This window comes from Halobellus limi, assembly GCF_004799685.1.
In the GTDB taxonomy this organism is placed as follows: Archaea; Halobacteriota; Halobacteria; order Halobacteriales; family Haloferacaceae; genus Haloquadratum; species Haloquadratum limi.
In genome coordinates this window covers 462,595-476,743 of sequence record NZ_CP031311.1, presented here as the reverse complement: position 1 = coordinate 476,743, position 14,149 = coordinate 462,595, and the positions used below count along the sequence as shown (strand labels likewise).

Genomic DNA, 14,149 nt, shown 5'->3' with positions numbered 1-14,149 from the left:
TCCCGATACTGTTTAATATCCCCATCTTGTAGTTTCGGACTGTAATGTCGGAAGTCTGCTCGACGTGCGGACTCCCTGAGGAACTTTGCGTCTGCGAGGACGTCGCCAAAGAGTCCCAGGAGATCACCATCCGCATCGACGAGCGCCGCTACGGAAAAGAGGTAACGGTCATCGAAGGGTTCGACCCCAAGGACGTAGACATGGACAGCCTGTCCTCGGATCTGAAGTCGAAGTTCGCCTGCGGTGGCACCGTCGAGGACGGCTCGATCGAACTCCAGGGGAACCACACCGGTCGCGTCGAGGACTTCCTCCGCGACAAGGGCTTCAACGTCGCGTGATCGGGACCTGACCGCTACCTGCGCACCGCGCGTCGGGCGACTTTTCAACACCCATCTTCCGCCGAGCGGCAGTGCCGTTCGCGGCGACTAGACGACTAGCGGGCGAGGGGACCGAAACCGTTCTCACGCTCGCGCCCGCGCCGTCCGTATGGTCGACTCAGACTGGTGGGTCGGCGTCGCCCTCCCTCCGCTCCTCGAAGTCCTCGGCTGGATCGGTCTCGAGCTGCTGTTCCCGGAGTCGGGCGGATCGCCGACCGCGTTCGATTTCGTCCCCGCGGTGTTCGTCCTGGTGAGTATGCTGTTGATCCCCGTGTTCGCGGTGTCGCTGTTTTTCGACGCCCGCGCGGTCGGCCGGAGCGCGGAGTCGTGGTCGCCGAACTATCGGCTCTGGGGCGTCGTCGGTATCGTGGTCCCCATCGCGGGGCTCGCCCTCGTCGACTCGCCGCTGCTCCTCTTCGTCGGCTCGGCGTACCTGTTGCGACGGTGGCGATCCACCGAGACGTCCGGCGACGTCGCAAGCGACGTCTACGACGGTGACGGGTGGTACGATACCACCGACGAGAACACCTCCCGTGAGGCGGACGCGCCCCACGAGACGGGATCGCAGCGATCCGGGCGCGTCTCTCGGTGGTACTACGGCGTCGCGCTCACGGTTGCGACCTACGCGGTGGTCCTCGTGTCGGCACCGATCGTCTTCGCGACGCTCGGCACGCCGGACAACGCGGCATTCGTCTACGACGTCGCGCCGTCGGTCGGTGCGTTGCTGCCGTTCGTGCTCGTCCTTTCGCTCGTCGGGGGCGTCCTGCTCATCCCGGTGTTCAGCCTCTCGCTGTATCTCGACGCACGGGCCGTCGACGAGAGCGACGCCGATTGGAGCCCCGACCGCCGAGTGTGGACCGGCGTGGCCGTCGCCCACCTGTGCAACATACTCCTGCCCTTCGTCTGGATGGTCTCTGTCCCCGCCGGTGGGTACTACCTCTGGCAGCGACACCGCCGGATCGGCCGGCCGTGAGCGACTCACCCGAGTGCCGCGAGCCCTTTGGCGAGGAACAGCGTGAGGAATCCGACGCCCAGGGCGAGGATCGAGACGACGAGCAGTTGCGCGCCGAGTTCGAGTGCCGCCGCGCCGAAGAGCGCGAGGAGCGCGAGCGGCACTCCGACAACGAAGATCATCTCGACGAACCCGGGGCCGTCGGACGAACGCGCTACCGTCAAATCGGCCGCGAGACCGACCAGCGAAAAGTGGATCATCAGCGGAATCGTCGCCACGACCGCGTAGCCGACGTCGGTCCAGCGGGCGGGAATTGTCGTCAAGAGCGCGAACTGACGGAGGGTGAGAACGCCCTCCAGGTAGAACTGGCCGGGGGATTGAAACAGGAGACCGAGCGCGGTCGTCGGTGCCGGCGTCGTCGTCGTGATCACGAGCGACGCCCCCACGACCCCCCACAGCAGAAGCCACACCCCGAAGACGAGTACTGCCATACACGCGTGATTCGACAACGGTGACAAAAGTTTACTGGAGGCTTCAGGTACTGTTCAGAGGGGAGCGAGAGAAGTGAAACCGACGGTGAGACGCCCTCGAACGCTCTCTTTCAGCCTCCCACCCAACGACGGGTTCCCGGCCGGCAATCGCGTATCTGAACACTGCCTCCGATCACCCGAAACGCGTTTCAAACCGGCGCGCAGCCAGAACGTATGGAACGCCGCCGAATCTCTTCGGGCACGGAGTGGGAATCGAGAGTCGGCTACTCCCGGGCCGTCCGGATCGGTTCTCAGATTCACGTCTCCGGTACGACCGCGACCGACGACGAGGGCAACGTCGTCGGCGAGGGCGATCCCTACGAGCAGACCAGGCGAGCGCTCGCGAACGTCGAGGAAGCGCTCGGAGAGGCCGATGGCTCGTTAGCGGACGTCGTCCGGACCCGGATGTTCGTCACCGACATCGACGACTGGGAGGCCGTCGGCGACGCGCACGGCGAGTACTTCGGCGATATCCGCCCGGCGACGAGTATGCTGGAGGTGAGTCGGTTGATCGATCCGAAGCTCCTCGTCGAGGTCGAGGCCGTCGCGGTCGTGGACGGCTGAGCGGCCGGCCGTAAATCCGTGAAGCGTTCGATGACTCAAGGATCGCGAATGTCTCGAACTCCGCGCGTCGTAGACCCATTCACAGCCGAGTTTCCGTGGTGCAACCGGTAGAAAATGTTGGGATATGTAGGTTACAGAAGCCGGTGCGAGACACAGAAGTCGAATCGAGCGTTTTGGGTGACCGAGGAGTCCGATCACCGCCCCGTCTTCGGTTCCGTTTCGGGAGAGAGTATTCCAACGATTACCGTACCGATAATCGGGAGAAGGAACATCCCAACGAAGGCTCTCGTGACAGAGGGTGTTGATAACCTCAAGAACGTCGTGGGAGTCGGTTTGGAATCGATGTGTGGGACTAGACCGAGATCATCCGGGAGCTGAGAGCCTGACGTGGGGGTCTCTGTAATATGTAAGCGGCGGGGTTCGCGAGATGCGCTGTCAGGACTCGCGCCACTTGTAGCCGCACTCGACACAGGTGAACAGCCGAACCTCGTAGGAGCCGCCCGGCTTCGGCATCATCTCGTAGTAGGCTCGGTCGCCGTCGCAGTCCTCGTCCGGACAAGGCTCCTGCATCGTCTCGGTGGAGCCCTGGGTCGCGTCGGCCACGGCGGGTGCCCCCCGTCCCGCTGTACATCCTGGGTCGCCATCGCCGCTTCTGCTTGCGAGTCCCGCGGCTCCTCGTTCTCACAGGAGCGACACACCCACGTGTCGCCCTCCGTGTGCATCATCGAACCACACTCGTCACAGAATCGCATATAAAACTGGAATACGCAGTTGTCGGATATATGTGTTAACTTCCGACCTGTCGTGGTCGCACGCTTGAGGATAGACAGACGGGAGAAGTTTCTATGACGCGCTCTGAACGGGATAGCCGACAGTATAAGCAGCCTGCGATGGAGGGTCTCGAGAGCGACGATCGCTCGTCGACGGACGTCTGCGCTCCGCGAAGATTGTCGAGCGAAGGGCTCTCCAGCGAAGAAGTGAGACCTTCGCGAGAAGGCGGGAAGGGAGTGGACTCGCTGGGAGAGTGTTGATCGGAAAACTGCGCGACTATCTAAATCGTGCTTCGCGTTGATGACTTCTCTCATCGGTTTATTTTTCCTGAAGGTGCTCACGGCGAACAGCCATCTTCTCGTCCGGCTGTCGAGCGTCGTAGTGTCGATACAACACTTCGAGCGAGACATTCATCCGCTCAGAAACGACCTCGGGCGAAACACCGCGAGCCAAGTGATCGGTGATCGAGCCGCGACGCCACCCGTGCGGCGATCGTGTCGATGGACACTTACTCGGTGTGTTCGGCGTCCCGTAGGCCTCACACGACTCCTGCTCCCGACCGTGCGGACACTCGTCCCACCGACACGGCTGGGTCCAACGGTACGAGAGGTCCCGGAGCGTCGAATCGCTCACCCGCCCCTGTCGAGTCGTGAACAGCGGCTGACGGCCATACTCGTCGCGTACATCGATCCGATGGATATCGATGTACTCCTGAACGAGGTCATAGAGGCCCTCACCGAGCCAAACCCAGCGCTCGCCCTCACGGCCGTTCTTCAGCGGCGTATCCTCCTCGGGTCGGTGTTTGATCGCGAGCGCCTGATCATCCGGTCGACGGTCCCTCAGATCGAAACCCCGAATCGCACCGAGTCGGATCCCCGTCTGCCACCAGAGGGCTAACACCACGTGCTCCCGGGTAGCGCGCCGATACCGCTCCAAGAACCCCAAGATCTCCTCGGCGACCTCCGTATCGACCTTCACGTCTCGCGCTTTGGCACCGTCAGCGACCTCCGGCGCGTGAACGCGTTCCCGAAGGCCTGGTTCGACGGCGTCGATATCCGCCCAATACGCGAGTGCGAGCCGAACCGCGGACAGCTCCTTCTGGAGACTGATCGGCTTCACGTCCTGGCGTCGGTGATGCACGTAGTCGGCGATGCGGCGGCCGGTGAGTTCGTTCAGATTCTCGATTCCCTCGTCCCGACACCACGAGAGAAACTGCTCGATCGTGGTCTGGTTGTTCTGAAAGGTCGACTTCGCGACGCTCGGCTCTCGCTGTTCCAGCCAGCGCTCAACGCCCTCCTCGGGCGTCATCGGCTTCAAGTGGTCACGACGGCGCTCGTGGTTCTCCTCGTCCTTCATCGTGTGAGACCACCCGGGCCGATCTCCGCGTACTCGACAGTGTGACCCGTCTGCTTCCGGTGGAGAATCTCGCTCGTCACCGCGAGCCCGCGATCGTCCTCGACGACGTCCTCGTAGTCGCACCCGTGGCAGACGACGTGATAGACGACGTCTCCGGATCGCTCAGACAAGATTACTCACCCGGATTCCCTCGACCTCGAACTCGTGTGGTTGGCCGCACTCGGGACACTCCCAACTGAAGCCCGGAAGCGTGATCCGCGCGGTATCAGGATCGAACTGGGCGGGCGCGGCGAGTTCGACCGTGTCGCTCCACCCGCCGCAGTATGCCGGCTCGTCGGGCGTCTCGATCGCGACGGCGCACTCGACTTCGATCTCTTCGAGGCCGTCGACGTCCTCAAGCGGGTGTGGATACTCTCCGCCGTCAGTGACGAGACTCGGCTGCTCCGCGCTCACGGCCTCGACGCGCTCGGCGAGCCAACGCATTTGCTCGCCGATCCCACCGAGATCGTTCGTCTGGAGGGGGAACGTGACCGCCGGAGAGATCCCCGCCGAGAACGCGTCGCGTTCCCGAAGCGGATCGACGTACCTCCGACCCGCGAGCACGACGATCTCCTCGACGTCGAAGCCCTTCGCGATCTCGTTCGTGGTCCAATCGATCAGCGACAATCCGACGTCGTGCGCGAGCACGTCGAGCGCATCGTCGTCGAGATCGTCGATACTCGTCTCGTACGGATCGATCACCCGTTCGGGGGCGATGAGCCCGTGCTCCGCCGAGAGGATCAGCCACGCGTCGCCGACCGTCTCGGCGTACTCGCGTTTCTTCGCGAAGTACGTCGACGTGTAGAGATCCTTCGCCGGGGCGGGCTCGTCTCGCTTCGCCGCGCCGCAGCCGACGAGTACGAGCGTCTTCGAGTCACTCATCGTCGATCACCTCGACGTCGAGGAGTTCGCCCAGACTCGGCTCTCGGTTCGACAGCCGTCCGCCGGTCGTCTTCACGACGATGCCCGCGTGGTACTTCGCGTCGAGGTTCCAGACGTCGACGTAGACGCTTCCTTTCAGATCACTCGTGCGACCGTACAGCGCGACGTCGTCCTGGTCGACGACGCGAGCCTCCACCGTCTGATCGTTCGAGCTTCGAGCGGAATCGTAGGAGATCCGCACCCGCGCGCCGGGCTCGATCGCCTCGACGCGTTCGAGGAGATCGCGGCGCTCGTCGACGTCGAGGCGGGTGAACGTCTCGGTGCTGCTCATCGCCGACCACCGTCCTCGTCGCCGTACCCGTCAGTTCGTAGCCGGTTCTCCGATTCACCCGAAAGCTCTTGCTCGTCGTATCTCATACCTGAATTGTCACAATGTCCGAATCCGAACCCGATCACTGCGCCCGCTGCGGGGAGTCGCTCGGCGAGCACCCGGAGTACTTCTCGTTCCCCAACAGGCTCGGGCAGTACCTCCGTGAGAACCGGGACTTCGATTACTTCCCGCACGGGCCGGCCGCGGTCGTCTGCTTCGATTGTTACGCCACGCTCGACCACCTCGCGGAGTCGTTCGCGGATGTCCCGATGAGCGGAGACGACGAGCAGATCGCCGAGGTCGAATCGAAGATGTACGCCGAGATCGACGCCCTCGACACAGACTGCTTCGTCGACAACCGGTAACGTCGAACGGATCATTCGCCTTTCCCCGCATCGAGGGCCACGCGAAGTGATCCGTCGGGTCGAACAGCTGCCCACCGAATCGTGAGCCCGTGCTCCCGGAGCGCGTCGTAAAACGCCATCGTGCTCGGGTTGTCGCCGCCGACGATCACCTTCATCGACTGCGTCAACCCAGCGACGACGTCGAGGTACACGTCCCGAACGTCGTCGGACTCCTCGATCGCCTTGACGGCGGCCTCCACGTCGACGTGCTCGGCCATATCGTAGCCCTGCAGGGTCTGCTCGCCGCCGTCGGTGAGCATTCGCCCACTTTCGCTCATTCGTTCACGCGCTCGCAGTTGGCCCGCGCTCAGGAACGAGACAGCGTGACCGCACGGTTCGAGCGTGCGCCGACCGGGAGCGCGCGCGGAGATCCCCGTGACCTCGCGCCCGCAGATTCCGCACGTGTCGTTCGTCGTCGATGCGTCCGCCGTGTCGGGGGTTTTATCCGCTGCCCCGACATTGCTAGAGTCGGTTGTCATAGGATCTGACGACCACTCACCGGACCGCTGCTTAGGGCAGTGGTCCGGAGATTTTCCAGACCCAGAGTATCCGGTGAGCGCCGTCACTATCCACGATACAACTGCGGTTATATAAATCTTGACTACGAACGTATTCTTATTGAGAATATGAACGTAGTTAGAACTAACAACGATGATGGTGATTTTTGCACTATGTCGAGAGATAAAATCGAAGAGATGGTAGAGCGAATATCGTGGTTCTCGCCCGTTGATTACGAGATTTTTCTCTTTCTGGAGGACCACGATATATTGATCTCGCCCAAGATGCTCGCTGAGAACATTGAGTACGACCGGCAGTACGTCTATAAACGGCTTCGAGTGCTGACCGAAGCCGGACTTCTGGAAAGCGATGACGGGATCTACGAGCTGACCGATCTCGGTCGAGACTTCCTCGCGGGCGACGTCGGCGAGGATGATCTCCCCGAGCCGTAACAAGCGAATTTCTAGGTTGGCATCTGACGTTTTATATGGATGCCCATAGCTTTCGTAGACAACGATGGCGACGACGGCCTCAACTACGACGGGTCTCTCGATAGGGTTACGCCTCGTCGAGTTGATTGCGCTCTTGCTCCCTGCGGTCGCGATCCTGCTCCAACTGATCGTCCGCCGACTGTTCGAGAATGACGACGAGCCGTTAACCGGATACGCGCGAGTTGGGTTTATTTTGGTCTCGGGCTCCAGCGTCCTGTTGTTAGTAGCCGCAGTGAATACACTCAGCGAACTGACCGACCGGGTGAGTGTTGAGTGGCTCTCACCACGGCTGAACACGCTCACACTGGCGGCTTGGGCTCTCGGCGTTGGTCTTTTTCTTTTGCTTCGGATTGTGTACGTCCAAGGCAGGCCGGAAGAAGATTCTAATAGCGACGACGATGATGTTCCACTAGGGATCGAATAATGTCGGTGGGACAATTCCGGGAGATACTCGACTCGTGGTTGCTCCCCATAGAGATCGCTCTCGCGGCACTCACGTTCTACTTCGTCCCCCGACTGGACTTTGTCGAACGACTCAGGATACCGTTCCTGAGCGAGATGATGATTATGCTCCTGACTGCGACCGTGGCCTTCCTGATCGTTATCGGTCTTATGGAGACTCTCGCAGGCCGTCGAATGTTGAAATGACCGATCAATCTCGGTCGTGAGTTCCTCGCGGGCGACGTCGACGAGGACGATCACCCTGAGCCGTAGCCGCATCACACGCCCTCCTCTTCGGCGCGCAAGGCTCGAATCCCGATCTGCGAGAGGACCGGCTCGATCCAATCAGGCAGCTCGTGATGGTCCCAGCGAGAGTACGCGATCTCCTCGTTGATCACGAACTCCCACGTGTCGCTTCCGCCGTCGACGACGACACGGCTGTCCCGATTGTCGAAGACGGACAGTGTGATCGTTCCGACGTCAGCCTCGTCGATGACGTTGGGTTCGATCCTCGTGACGTGGTCCGCGTTCCGTGGATTTGGTGGTATTCGTTGCATCCACGCGGTGCGTCAATGGGTATGTAAAAAGTGAAACCGGGCGTCATATCGGAAACGGAACGGAAATGGCGATTTCGGCGTTCTTAGGTACACTAGGGGTCCGCAGACGGCAAAATATCGGAAATATCGGAAATGGAGCTGTGATGCGATTATCGGAATATCGGAAATGAGGTGATCGAGAGTGTGTTTTAATGTCAATTAGAGATAGTAGTGAATATGCAAGATCCGCCTTTTCTTCCAAAAGATCGACGAATATCAGTGCAAGGCCATTCGGACGATCTCGTTAGACTATGCGAAGAGTACTTTGAGATTGCTATAGGTTTCCGCAGACCATCGTCAGAAGAAAAGAGAGAAGCGAATGAACGGATGCTACGTGGCGGGCTGCTCGGTGAAAATCAGACTCTAGAAGATCGGATAAAGGTATTAAAATACCCACTTTCAACCGATCAACGCCCGTTCATAAGAATAGTATACCAAATTGAATATGACATATTTGAATTTCTGAGTCAAGAGTCGAATCTAGTTGACGGTCCATTCATTCCTATGCTTAGGTATGAACGCACAATGCAAAATGAACTCTTAGAAGAAGGGAAATACGATACTGCAATTCTTAGACAATCTGCGTTTATAGAAACGTTCATCAAAATGAAGATTGGCCAGTGGAAAGACAGTAATGGGAATTTCCTTTCGTGGGAACTCTGTTTAGAATCTGCATACCGGGGAGAGGAGTTAATTAGCAAGATTGAGAGAGACAAACTTCGAACACTGGCCAAAGTACGGAATCGGTTTGCTCACGATTGGCGATCATTAGCGACAAGGCCAAAGTCTGATTTCCCTGATATCGAGAAGGCCTCCAGGTGTGGTGGCGAAGTTCTCTCGGCTTTGTATGGTAGAGAGCTTAAGCGCGTTTATGAAGACTACACGAATCAATATATCTCAAACGTACTTCCCATAGGTTGGTCCGATCGAGATAAATCAGAGGTGGAGGTAGGAACTACAAGAGTATTGGTTGAGATTTCCTGTGACAATTGCGGCTACGAATTTTACCCATACGAGGAAGGTTGGAAACGATGTCCCAAGTGCGATGTTCCACACGATTGGTTAGAAAATTATGGATGAGTTCCGGGCTATCGCACGAGACAGGTATTATGGAGGCCTGAAACTATACTTCGTTCCACGCCCCAACCCCGACGACTCGATCAGATTGTAGTGTTCCAGCGATTGCAAATACTTCCGTCGCGTGCTCCTCACCCTCGGATCCTGAACCCGATCCTCATACCGAGCGTGCAACGTCGACGCGTCGATCTCCCCAGCGTCCTTGATGATCTCGTAGAGGTGCCGTTGGTGCGTCCCAAGAGTATCCACGTGGCGCTCGTGGATCTCCTCACGTGCGTCTTCCCGAACCGGCACGACGTGCTGAACAGTCAGCCGCTCGTCTCCCTTCTCGACGGCCTCACGGATCGCACGGCGGAGCAGCGTGATCGCGTGGCGAGCGTCCCCCGCAGCGACGTCGGCGATGTACTCGACGGTCTCCTCGTCGACGACGCCCGACGCTAGGCCCGTGTCGATCCGACTCCAGAGAATGTCGACGAGTTCCTCGTGGTGATACCGCTCCAGTGACACCTTCGCCGCGCCACGGATCCGCGAGGCGACGGTGGAATCTAGATCGGCGAAGAAGTCGTCCTCGTCGACGCAGATCAGTACGAGCGTGACGTTCGGGATTTCCCAGAGCGCCTGAATGGTTTTCTCGTCGTCGAGGACGTCGATCTCGTCGACGATCGCGATGAAGTGATCATCGAGGTCGCGAAGGCGATCGAACAACACCCCTCTCGGCGTTCCCTTCGCTCGGAGATCGTTCGCACGGCCGGCGTCGCGGAGAAGTGAGTAGACGATCGAGGACATCGAGGTTTCGGAGATCGCGTTCACGTACCCCCAGCGGATCCCGAGGACTTCCTGCTCCAGCTGGCGAACGATGTACTTCGCGATCGTCGTTTTCCCCGTTCCGGACGGGCCGGTGATCATCACCGTCGACGAAACGAGATCGCGAGCGACGGGATTGAGGTGTGCTGATAAGTTCTGGAGCTGACCTTCTCTGTAGTGAAGTTCCTCCGGAACCCACTCTTCCTTGAGAACGCGGGCGTTTCGGATCACGGCTCGGCGTACTCGGTTCGATTACTTGTAGGCGAGCCGTCCGGAGTGGAAGTGATCAGATATCATCGATCAGTACTTCATACAAGCGTAAGAGAAATTCCATTGATTGATAAATTATACACAAAAACAGGCCAATATATCCGAGGTCAAACGAGAAAATCACGATCGACACAGCGAGCGTAGATATGTCGGTGACATCTGGGTACGGGACTATCAAATTGTTCCGGTACAGAATTAGGATCTTGAGAGACAGGAAAAAAGTCAGAGTGTGAATTATTGTGACGAGTGTCTCAAAAGCGGGCCTTCCTTGATATTTGTCGAAGTGGCTCGCTAGTTCTTCGGCTTCGTCTTCGAAGGGTAGTCTTGGCTCGATGGTGGCGTTGACTGCTCTGGCAATATAGTTAGCTAAAAACCAAATTGCGAGAATTGGAATTCCTGCGTTTAGAAAAAACGTTTTTAGTGAACCCAGGGCACCGTTGGAAGTCGAGACTTGAGCAAATAGTGCTATTAATATCAAGACAGCCACACTACATATACTGAAAACAAGCCCTACCCCATAGATCATAATGAAGAAATCACGCCATCTAGGTGATCTTAGGAGATCAACGGTGTCTGAAATTTTGTTAATAGGAATAACCCCTTCAAGAAGCTCTCTGAATGGCGATTGGTCGTCTGGCATTATTTTGTGAATTTGACTTCTACGGGGCTTCAACAAAAAAGTGAATTAGGCACTCGGCTACTTATTCTCGATAACTACAATTCGCCAGAGAATCGGACGAATCGGTAGCTGTCACTTGAGATTTAAGAGGTAAAGCAGATCTCCGACCTGTCTGGAATTTCGTACGCTTCCCTACGGCGGGAGGTGCCGATCGTACACGTTTCGCCGATGCCCGACCGCCTCGACGACGAGGACGTCGGCCTCGCGATGCCACGTGATGATCGCCCGATAGTCACCGGCGCGGAGCTTGTAGTAGGGCCATCCACTGAGCGGATCGAGGCGGTGATCGGTCCACTCTCGCGCCTCGGCGAGCTTCTTCAGAATCCGCTCGCGGGCTTCGTCTTCGAGTTGTGCCACTGCTCGTCTGCTTGCGGCGTAATCTCGACCTCCGCATTCGTGACTACTCGTCGAGGTCGACGTCGTACTTCTCCGCGACGTCGTCGAGGGATCGAGTCTCGCCACGCTCGCGCTGCTCGCGGCTCGTCTCCAGGGCGTCGATCGTTTCCTCCGACAGCGTCACCGACGGGTTCAGCCAATCGCGAAGGGCGTCACGGATCGCCTCCGAACGCGAGGCGTACCCACGGCGCTCGTACTCCTCGTCGATCTCCTCCAGTACCGAGGCCGGAACACGGGCGTCGATCTTCACCATTCGCCCGTTCTCAGGCCCGTCGGTGTCGGTGCTCATATGCTGTGAGACGTCTGTCTCACAGATTAGCTTTCCCACTGTTCAGGGCACCTACCGATTTGTTATTCAAGTCGGAAACGAACAGCCGAATCCGACCCTGATTCCGCACCGATCACGTCGCTCCCGTAGCTCCATCTTGCAACCTTCTCCAGAGAACTCGGAACCGACGTAGCAGCGGGAGGGCAGTGTGAGATCACCCAGAGACCCAACAGAGTGCAGTCCAGCATCAGATTCAAGCCCGACACGGTTGTTTCTACAGCTATGGGAACGAAATCGGTCCGCCTCGACGAGGATACGTACGCCTATATCGAGGCGCACAAGCGCGAGGACGAAACGTTCTCGGAGGCCGTCGACCGCCTCACTCATCGACCGTCGATCACCGACCTCGCCGGACTCCTCGATACCGAAGACGTCGACACGATGCGAGACGCGATCGACGAGGCCGACGAGCGCGACGTCGAGGAGGTTCGCGAGCTGCGGGAGCGATTCCGTGATACTTGATACGGCGTTCGTCCTCGATCTCCTCGCCGGCGATGAAGGTGCGGAACAGAAAGCCGAATCCTTGGAAGAGAGCGGTGTGGTGATGAAGCTCCCCGCGATGACCGTCACGGAGTTATATATCGGGATCGGAACGGGTGTCGCCGACGAGGAGGAAGAGCGTCAGATTCGACGAATAATCGAGGCGCTTCCGTTCATTCCGATGGACGTCGATCTTTCGCGCCGTGCCGGACGGATGCTGGGGGAATCCGGTAACGTCGTTGGGAAGGGTGATGCAGCGATCGCGGCTGCTGCGGAACGCGAAGACGAGGCTGTTTTGACGCGGAACGTCGACGATTTCGAGACGTTGGGCGTCGACGTCGAAACCTACTGACCGGCCGCTCCCGTAGGCTTATTTGCTATCCTTCTCCAGCCAGACGAGATGAGATTAGAAGCTACCTCGAAGCCTGATCAGTACCACGTGTGGATGACCGACGACGAGCTGGAAGATCTCCGCCGAGCAGCGGCGACGCACCGAGACGATCTCGTGATCCAACTCGGCGGCTACGTCGGACTCCGCGCTTTCGAGATCCCGCAGATCTGTCCGAAGCACGTCAAGCGCACCGACGACGGAGAGCACTACCGCCTCCGAGTTCCCGAGGGGAAGGATACCACCGGGAGCGGCGGGAAGCCGCGAGATGCGTACCTCCCGAAGGACGTCGAGGGCGACGTCCATCGATATCAGACCGCCGAGGACATCGGCCGCGAGGAGCCGCTGGTGCCGCTCTCCGAGCGCGGGATCAGAAACGTGGTCAAGCGCACGGCCGAACGGGCGGCCGAGCAGACGGTCGACGAGGACTTCCAGTACGTGAGCAGCCACGACCTCCGCCGACGTTTCGCCCAGCGTCTCCTCGTCGACGAGCAGGTGAATCCACGCGTGGTGATGCAAGTCGGCGGCTGGGACTCGTTTCAGGCGATCGAGCCGTATCTAAACGCCCCGACGCCCGACGTCGTCAACGACGCCTTCGAAGAAGCGGGGCTCGTTTGAATTACTCTATAGAAGATTTTTTCCAGACTACTTGAGGTGAAAGAGTCAATTGATAAAGACTGCGTGTTGGACGTCTATAGCCGTGGCTGAATCTGGTTCTCGAATGAACAAGAGAGGCCGTGTAAATAAGCACTTGTGCCGGATTCACAGCGCCCCGAGAATCGACGGAATATCAGACGAAATTATGGCTCGTTGTTTCATCAAGAATTAATTCTCCGCCCGCTCAAGAGTCATAAAACAATGAGGTGTGAACGATGTGAGAAGGATACGACAGTATCCGAATATGAGGTAGACGATTTCACAGGCTATCTTTGCCAAGAGTGTGCGGAAGCTTGGGACAAAATCCAAGATAATTAAAAATATTCACGAATGTTGACTCGTCTCCAACTGTGCGTCTTTGTGGGGTAATGAAATAACGGGGATAGAACTGTTTTCAACCAGATTAAGTGCTACATCACCAGTGAGGAACTTGATCCACCGACTTCCACCTCGGGGTACGAATGCGATGGCAGTCGCATCGACTTCTTCAGCCCCTTGAATAATCGTCTCGGCCACATCCCGTCCGTACAGTGGGAGAAATTCAATGGAGTAGTCTCCATCTGGCAACGTCTCAACGAAGGTATTGTATGCGTCTTCAGCGAACTGTTCACGTTGCTCAAGGCTCGCTTTATCAGGAGCGCCCCCACCTTTTTCAACGACGTGAGCGACGAGGATCTTACCACCTTTCGGAATGAATTTCCCGATAATTTGTGCAGTGTCTGCGGCATCGTCGGGATCACCAATTGGAACGACCGTGGTCTGAAATAAGCTGTTGGACATACTCTATTTTCGATGCCTC

The 14,149-nt window shown here is 58.3% G+C and carries 23 protein-coding genes and 1 pseudogene; 11 read left to right on the top strand and 13 right to left on the bottom strand.

Features of this window, described 5'->3' with window-relative positions:
* Positions 1 to 44 precede the first annotated feature (44 nt).
* Positions 45 to 338, top strand: a complete 294-nt coding sequence (gene yciH, locus DV707_RS02415; protein WP_049985144.1) for a stress response translation initiation inhibitor YciH — start codon at positions 45 to 47, stop codon at positions 336 to 338.
* A 148-nt stretch (positions 339 to 486) separates the two neighbouring features.
* Complete coding sequence (locus DV707_RS02410; protein ID WP_103990784.1) at positions 487 to 1,350, top strand: hypothetical protein; 864 nt, start codon at positions 487 to 489, stop codon at positions 1,348 to 1,350.
* 5 nt (positions 1,351 to 1,355) lie between these two features.
* Here the strand turns inward: DV707_RS02410 and DV707_RS02405 are convergent, their stop codons facing one another.
* Complete coding sequence (locus DV707_RS02405) at positions 1,356 to 1,820, bottom strand: hypothetical protein (RefSeq protein WP_103990785.1); 465 nt, start codon at positions 1,818 to 1,820, stop codon at positions 1,356 to 1,358.
* Positions 1,821 to 2,033: 213 nt separating this feature from the next.
* Here DV707_RS02405 and DV707_RS02400 point away from each other — a divergent pair, with 213 nt between their 5' ends.
* Positions 2,034 to 2,423, top strand: coding sequence for a RidA family protein (locus DV707_RS02400; RefSeq protein ID WP_103990786.1), 390 nt, complete (start codon positions 2,034 to 2,036; stop codon positions 2,421 to 2,423).
* Between the two features lie 435 nt (positions 2,424 to 2,858).
* Here the strand turns inward: DV707_RS02400 and DV707_RS02395 are convergent.
* The 5 genes and pseudogenes from DV707_RS02395 to DV707_RS02380 form a co-directional block, all read right to left on the bottom strand.
* A pseudogene (locus DV707_RS02395) lies at positions 2,859 to 3,175 on the bottom strand (RPA12/RPB9/RPC11 RNA polymerase family protein).
* 337 nt (positions 3,176 to 3,512) lie between these two features.
* On the bottom strand, positions 3,513 to 4,550 hold the full coding sequence (locus DV707_RS02390) for a tyrosine-type recombinase/integrase (protein WP_103990788.1): 1,038 nt from the start codon (positions 4,548 to 4,550) through the stop codon (positions 3,513 to 3,515).
* Positions 4,547 to 4,720 (bottom strand): hypothetical protein, encoded by a 174-nt coding sequence (locus tag DV707_RS18405; protein ID WP_160113915.1) that lies wholly within the window; start codon positions 4,718 to 4,720, stop codon positions 4,547 to 4,549. Before DV707_RS18405 ends, DV707_RS02390 begins: the two co-directional genes overlap by 4 nt.
* Positions 4,713 to 5,471, bottom strand: a complete 759-nt coding sequence (locus tag DV707_RS02385) for a DUF6884 domain-containing protein (RefSeq protein ID WP_103990789.1) — start codon at positions 5,469 to 5,471, stop codon at positions 4,713 to 4,715. The genes DV707_RS18405 and DV707_RS02385 overlap by 8 nt, the downstream gene beginning before the upstream one ends.
* Positions 5,464 to 5,802 carry a hypothetical protein gene (locus tag DV707_RS02380; protein WP_103990790.1) on the bottom strand — a complete coding sequence of 113 codons (339 nt, stop codon included), beginning with the start codon at positions 5,800 to 5,802 and terminating at the stop codon, positions 5,464 to 5,466. Before DV707_RS02380 ends, DV707_RS02385 begins: the two co-directional genes overlap by 8 nt.
* Positions 5,803 to 5,903: 101 nt before the next feature.
* Between DV707_RS02380 and DV707_RS02375 the strand changes: the two genes are divergently transcribed.
* Entirely contained in the window at positions 5,904 to 6,206 is a 303-nt protein-coding gene (locus DV707_RS02375) for a hypothetical protein (protein WP_103990791.1), read from the top strand.
* Positions 6,207 to 6,217: 11 nt separating this feature from the next.
* Here DV707_RS02375 and DV707_RS02370 read toward each other — a convergent pair whose 3' ends face one another.
* Positions 6,218 to 6,523, bottom strand: a complete 306-nt coding sequence (locus tag DV707_RS02370; protein WP_136361788.1) for a hypothetical protein — start codon at positions 6,521 to 6,523, stop codon at positions 6,218 to 6,220.
* A gap of 417 nt (positions 6,524 to 6,940) precedes the next feature.
* Here DV707_RS02370 and DV707_RS02365 point away from each other — a divergent pair, with 417 nt between their 5' ends.
* From DV707_RS02365 to DV707_RS02355, 3 genes are all read left to right on the top strand, one after another.
* Positions 6,941 to 7,195 (top strand): MarR family transcriptional regulator, encoded by a 255-nt coding sequence (locus DV707_RS02365; protein ID WP_200820873.1) that lies wholly within the window; start codon positions 6,941 to 6,943, stop codon positions 7,193 to 7,195.
* Between the two features lie 64 nt (positions 7,196 to 7,259).
* Complete coding sequence (locus tag DV707_RS02360; RefSeq protein ID WP_103990794.1) at positions 7,260 to 7,658, top strand: hypothetical protein; 399 nt, start codon at positions 7,260 to 7,262, stop codon at positions 7,656 to 7,658.
* A 5-nt stretch (positions 7,659 to 7,663) separates the two neighbouring features.
* Positions 7,664 to 7,882 carry a hypothetical protein gene (locus tag DV707_RS02355; RefSeq protein WP_136361787.1) on the top strand — a complete coding sequence of 73 codons (219 nt, stop codon included), beginning with the start codon at positions 7,664 to 7,666 and terminating at the stop codon, positions 7,880 to 7,882.
* Positions 7,883 to 7,953: 71 nt separating this feature from the next.
* On the opposite strand, the gene DV707_RS02350 is transcribed toward DV707_RS02355, so the two are convergent.
* Positions 7,954 to 8,232 carry a hypothetical protein gene (locus DV707_RS02350; protein WP_103990796.1) on the bottom strand — a complete coding sequence of 93 codons (279 nt, stop codon included), beginning with the start codon at positions 8,230 to 8,232 and terminating at the stop codon, positions 7,954 to 7,956.
* A 216-nt stretch (positions 8,233 to 8,448) separates the two neighbouring features.
* Between DV707_RS02350 and DV707_RS02345 the strand changes: the two genes are divergently transcribed.
* The gene (locus DV707_RS02345) at positions 8,449 to 9,351 is read left to right on the top strand and encodes a hypothetical protein (protein ID WP_136361786.1); all 903 of its coding nucleotides are present in this window, start codon (positions 8,449 to 8,451) and stop codon (positions 9,349 to 9,351) included.
* Between the two features lie 27 nt (positions 9,352 to 9,378).
* Here the strand turns inward: DV707_RS02345 and DV707_RS02340 are convergent, their stop codons facing one another.
* The 4 genes from DV707_RS02340 to DV707_RS02325 form a co-directional block, all read right to left on the bottom strand.
* On the bottom strand, positions 9,379 to 10,383 hold the full coding sequence (locus DV707_RS02340; protein WP_103990797.1) for a Cdc6/Cdc18 family protein: 1,005 nt from the start codon (positions 10,381 to 10,383) through the stop codon (positions 9,379 to 9,381).
* Between the two features lie 55 nt (positions 10,384 to 10,438).
* Positions 10,439 to 11,062, bottom strand: coding sequence for a hypothetical protein (locus DV707_RS02335; RefSeq protein ID WP_136361785.1), 624 nt, complete (start codon positions 11,060 to 11,062; stop codon positions 10,439 to 10,441).
* A gap of 171 nt (positions 11,063 to 11,233) precedes the next feature.
* A complete protein-coding gene (locus DV707_RS02330; RefSeq protein ID WP_103990798.1) occupies positions 11,234 to 11,458 on the bottom strand; it encodes a type II toxin-antitoxin system RelE family toxin in 225 nt (74 codons plus the stop codon).
* Positions 11,459 to 11,501: 43 nt separating this feature from the next.
* The gene (locus tag DV707_RS02325) at positions 11,502 to 11,786 is read right to left on the bottom strand and encodes a ribbon-helix-helix domain-containing protein (RefSeq protein ID WP_136361784.1); all 285 of its coding nucleotides are present in this window, start codon (positions 11,784 to 11,786) and stop codon (positions 11,502 to 11,504) included.
* Positions 11,787 to 12,047: 261 nt separating this feature from the next.
* Between DV707_RS02325 and DV707_RS02320 the strand changes: the two genes are divergently transcribed.
* Genes DV707_RS02320 through DV707_RS02310 form a run of 3 tightly spaced genes read left to right on the top strand, consistent with a single transcriptional unit; the run spans position 12,048 to position 13,311 of the window.
* Positions 12,048 to 12,287, top strand: coding sequence for an antitoxin VapB family protein (locus tag DV707_RS02320; RefSeq protein WP_103990800.1), 240 nt, complete (start codon positions 12,048 to 12,050; stop codon positions 12,285 to 12,287).
* Positions 12,277 to 12,657, top strand: a complete 381-nt coding sequence (locus DV707_RS02315; RefSeq protein WP_160113916.1) for a PIN domain-containing protein — start codon at positions 12,277 to 12,279, stop codon at positions 12,655 to 12,657. The genes DV707_RS02320 and DV707_RS02315 overlap by 11 nt, the downstream gene beginning before the upstream one ends.
* Positions 12,658 to 12,705: 48 nt before the next feature.
* Positions 12,706 to 13,311 carry a site-specific integrase gene (locus DV707_RS02310; RefSeq protein ID WP_103990801.1) on the top strand — a complete coding sequence of 202 codons (606 nt, stop codon included), beginning with the start codon at positions 12,706 to 12,708 and terminating at the stop codon, positions 13,309 to 13,311.
* A gap of 363 nt (positions 13,312 to 13,674) precedes the next feature.
* Here the strand turns inward: DV707_RS02310 and DV707_RS02305 are convergent, their stop codons facing one another.
* The gene (locus tag DV707_RS02305; RefSeq protein WP_103990802.1) at positions 13,675 to 14,130 is read right to left on the bottom strand and encodes a universal stress protein; all 456 of its coding nucleotides are present in this window, start codon (positions 14,128 to 14,130) and stop codon (positions 13,675 to 13,677) included.
* Between the last annotated feature and the right edge of the window lie 19 nt (positions 14,131 to 14,149).

Coding starts and splice junctions, on each gene's coding strand:
- DV707_RS02345 (WP_136361786.1), top strand. CDS start 8,449: ATGCAAGATCCGCCTTTTCTTCCAAAAGATCGACGAATATCAGTGCAA.
- DV707_RS02385 (WP_103990789.1), bottom strand. CDS start 5,471: ATGAGTGACTCGAAGACGCTCGTACTCGTCGGCTGCGGCGCGGCGAAG.
- DV707_RS02370 (WP_136361788.1), bottom strand. CDS start 6,523: ATGAGCGAAAGTGGGCGAATGCTCACCGACGGCGGCGAGCAGACCCTG.
- DV707_RS02305 (WP_103990802.1), bottom strand. CDS start 14,130: ATGTCCAACAGCTTATTTCAGACCACGGTCGTTCCAATTGGTGATCCC.
- DV707_RS02380 (WP_103990790.1), bottom strand. CDS start 5,802: ATGAGCAGCACCGAGACGTTCACCCGCCTCGACGTCGACGAGCGCCGC.
- DV707_RS02365 (WP_200820873.1), top strand. CDS start 6,941: ATGGTAGAGCGAATATCGTGGTTCTCGCCCGTTGATTACGAGATTTTT.
- DV707_RS02360 (WP_103990794.1), top strand. CDS start 7,260: ATGGCGACGACGGCCTCAACTACGACGGGTCTCTCGATAGGGTTACGC.
- DV707_RS02390 (WP_103990788.1), bottom strand. CDS start 4,550: ATGAAGGACGAGGAGAACCACGAGCGCCGTCGTGACCACTTGAAGCCG.
- DV707_RS02320 (WP_103990800.1), top strand. CDS start 12,048: ATGGGAACGAAATCGGTCCGCCTCGACGAGGATACGTACGCCTATATC.
- DV707_RS02410 (WP_103990784.1), top strand. CDS start 487: ATGGTCGACTCAGACTGGTGGGTCGGCGTCGCCCTCCCTCCGCTCCTC.
- DV707_RS02325 (WP_136361784.1), bottom strand. CDS start 11,786: ATGAGCACCGACACCGACGGGCCTGAGAACGGGCGAATGGTGAAGATC.
- DV707_RS02405 (WP_103990785.1), bottom strand. CDS start 1,820: ATGGCAGTACTCGTCTTCGGGGTGTGGCTTCTGCTGTGGGGGGTCGTG.
- yciH (WP_049985144.1), top strand. CDS start 45: ATGTCGGAAGTCTGCTCGACGTGCGGACTCCCTGAGGAACTTTGCGTC.
- DV707_RS02375 (WP_103990791.1), top strand. CDS start 5,904: ATGTCCGAATCCGAACCCGATCACTGCGCCCGCTGCGGGGAGTCGCTC.
- DV707_RS02310 (WP_103990801.1), top strand. CDS start 12,706: ATGAGATTAGAAGCTACCTCGAAGCCTGATCAGTACCACGTGTGGATG.
- DV707_RS02400 (WP_103990786.1), top strand. CDS start 2,034: ATGGAACGCCGCCGAATCTCTTCGGGCACGGAGTGGGAATCGAGAGTC.
- DV707_RS02350 (WP_103990796.1), bottom strand. CDS start 8,232: ATGCAACGAATACCACCAAATCCACGGAACGCGGACCACGTCACGAGG.
- DV707_RS02335 (WP_136361785.1), bottom strand. CDS start 11,062: ATGCCAGACGACCAATCGCCATTCAGAGAGCTTCTTGAAGGGGTTATT.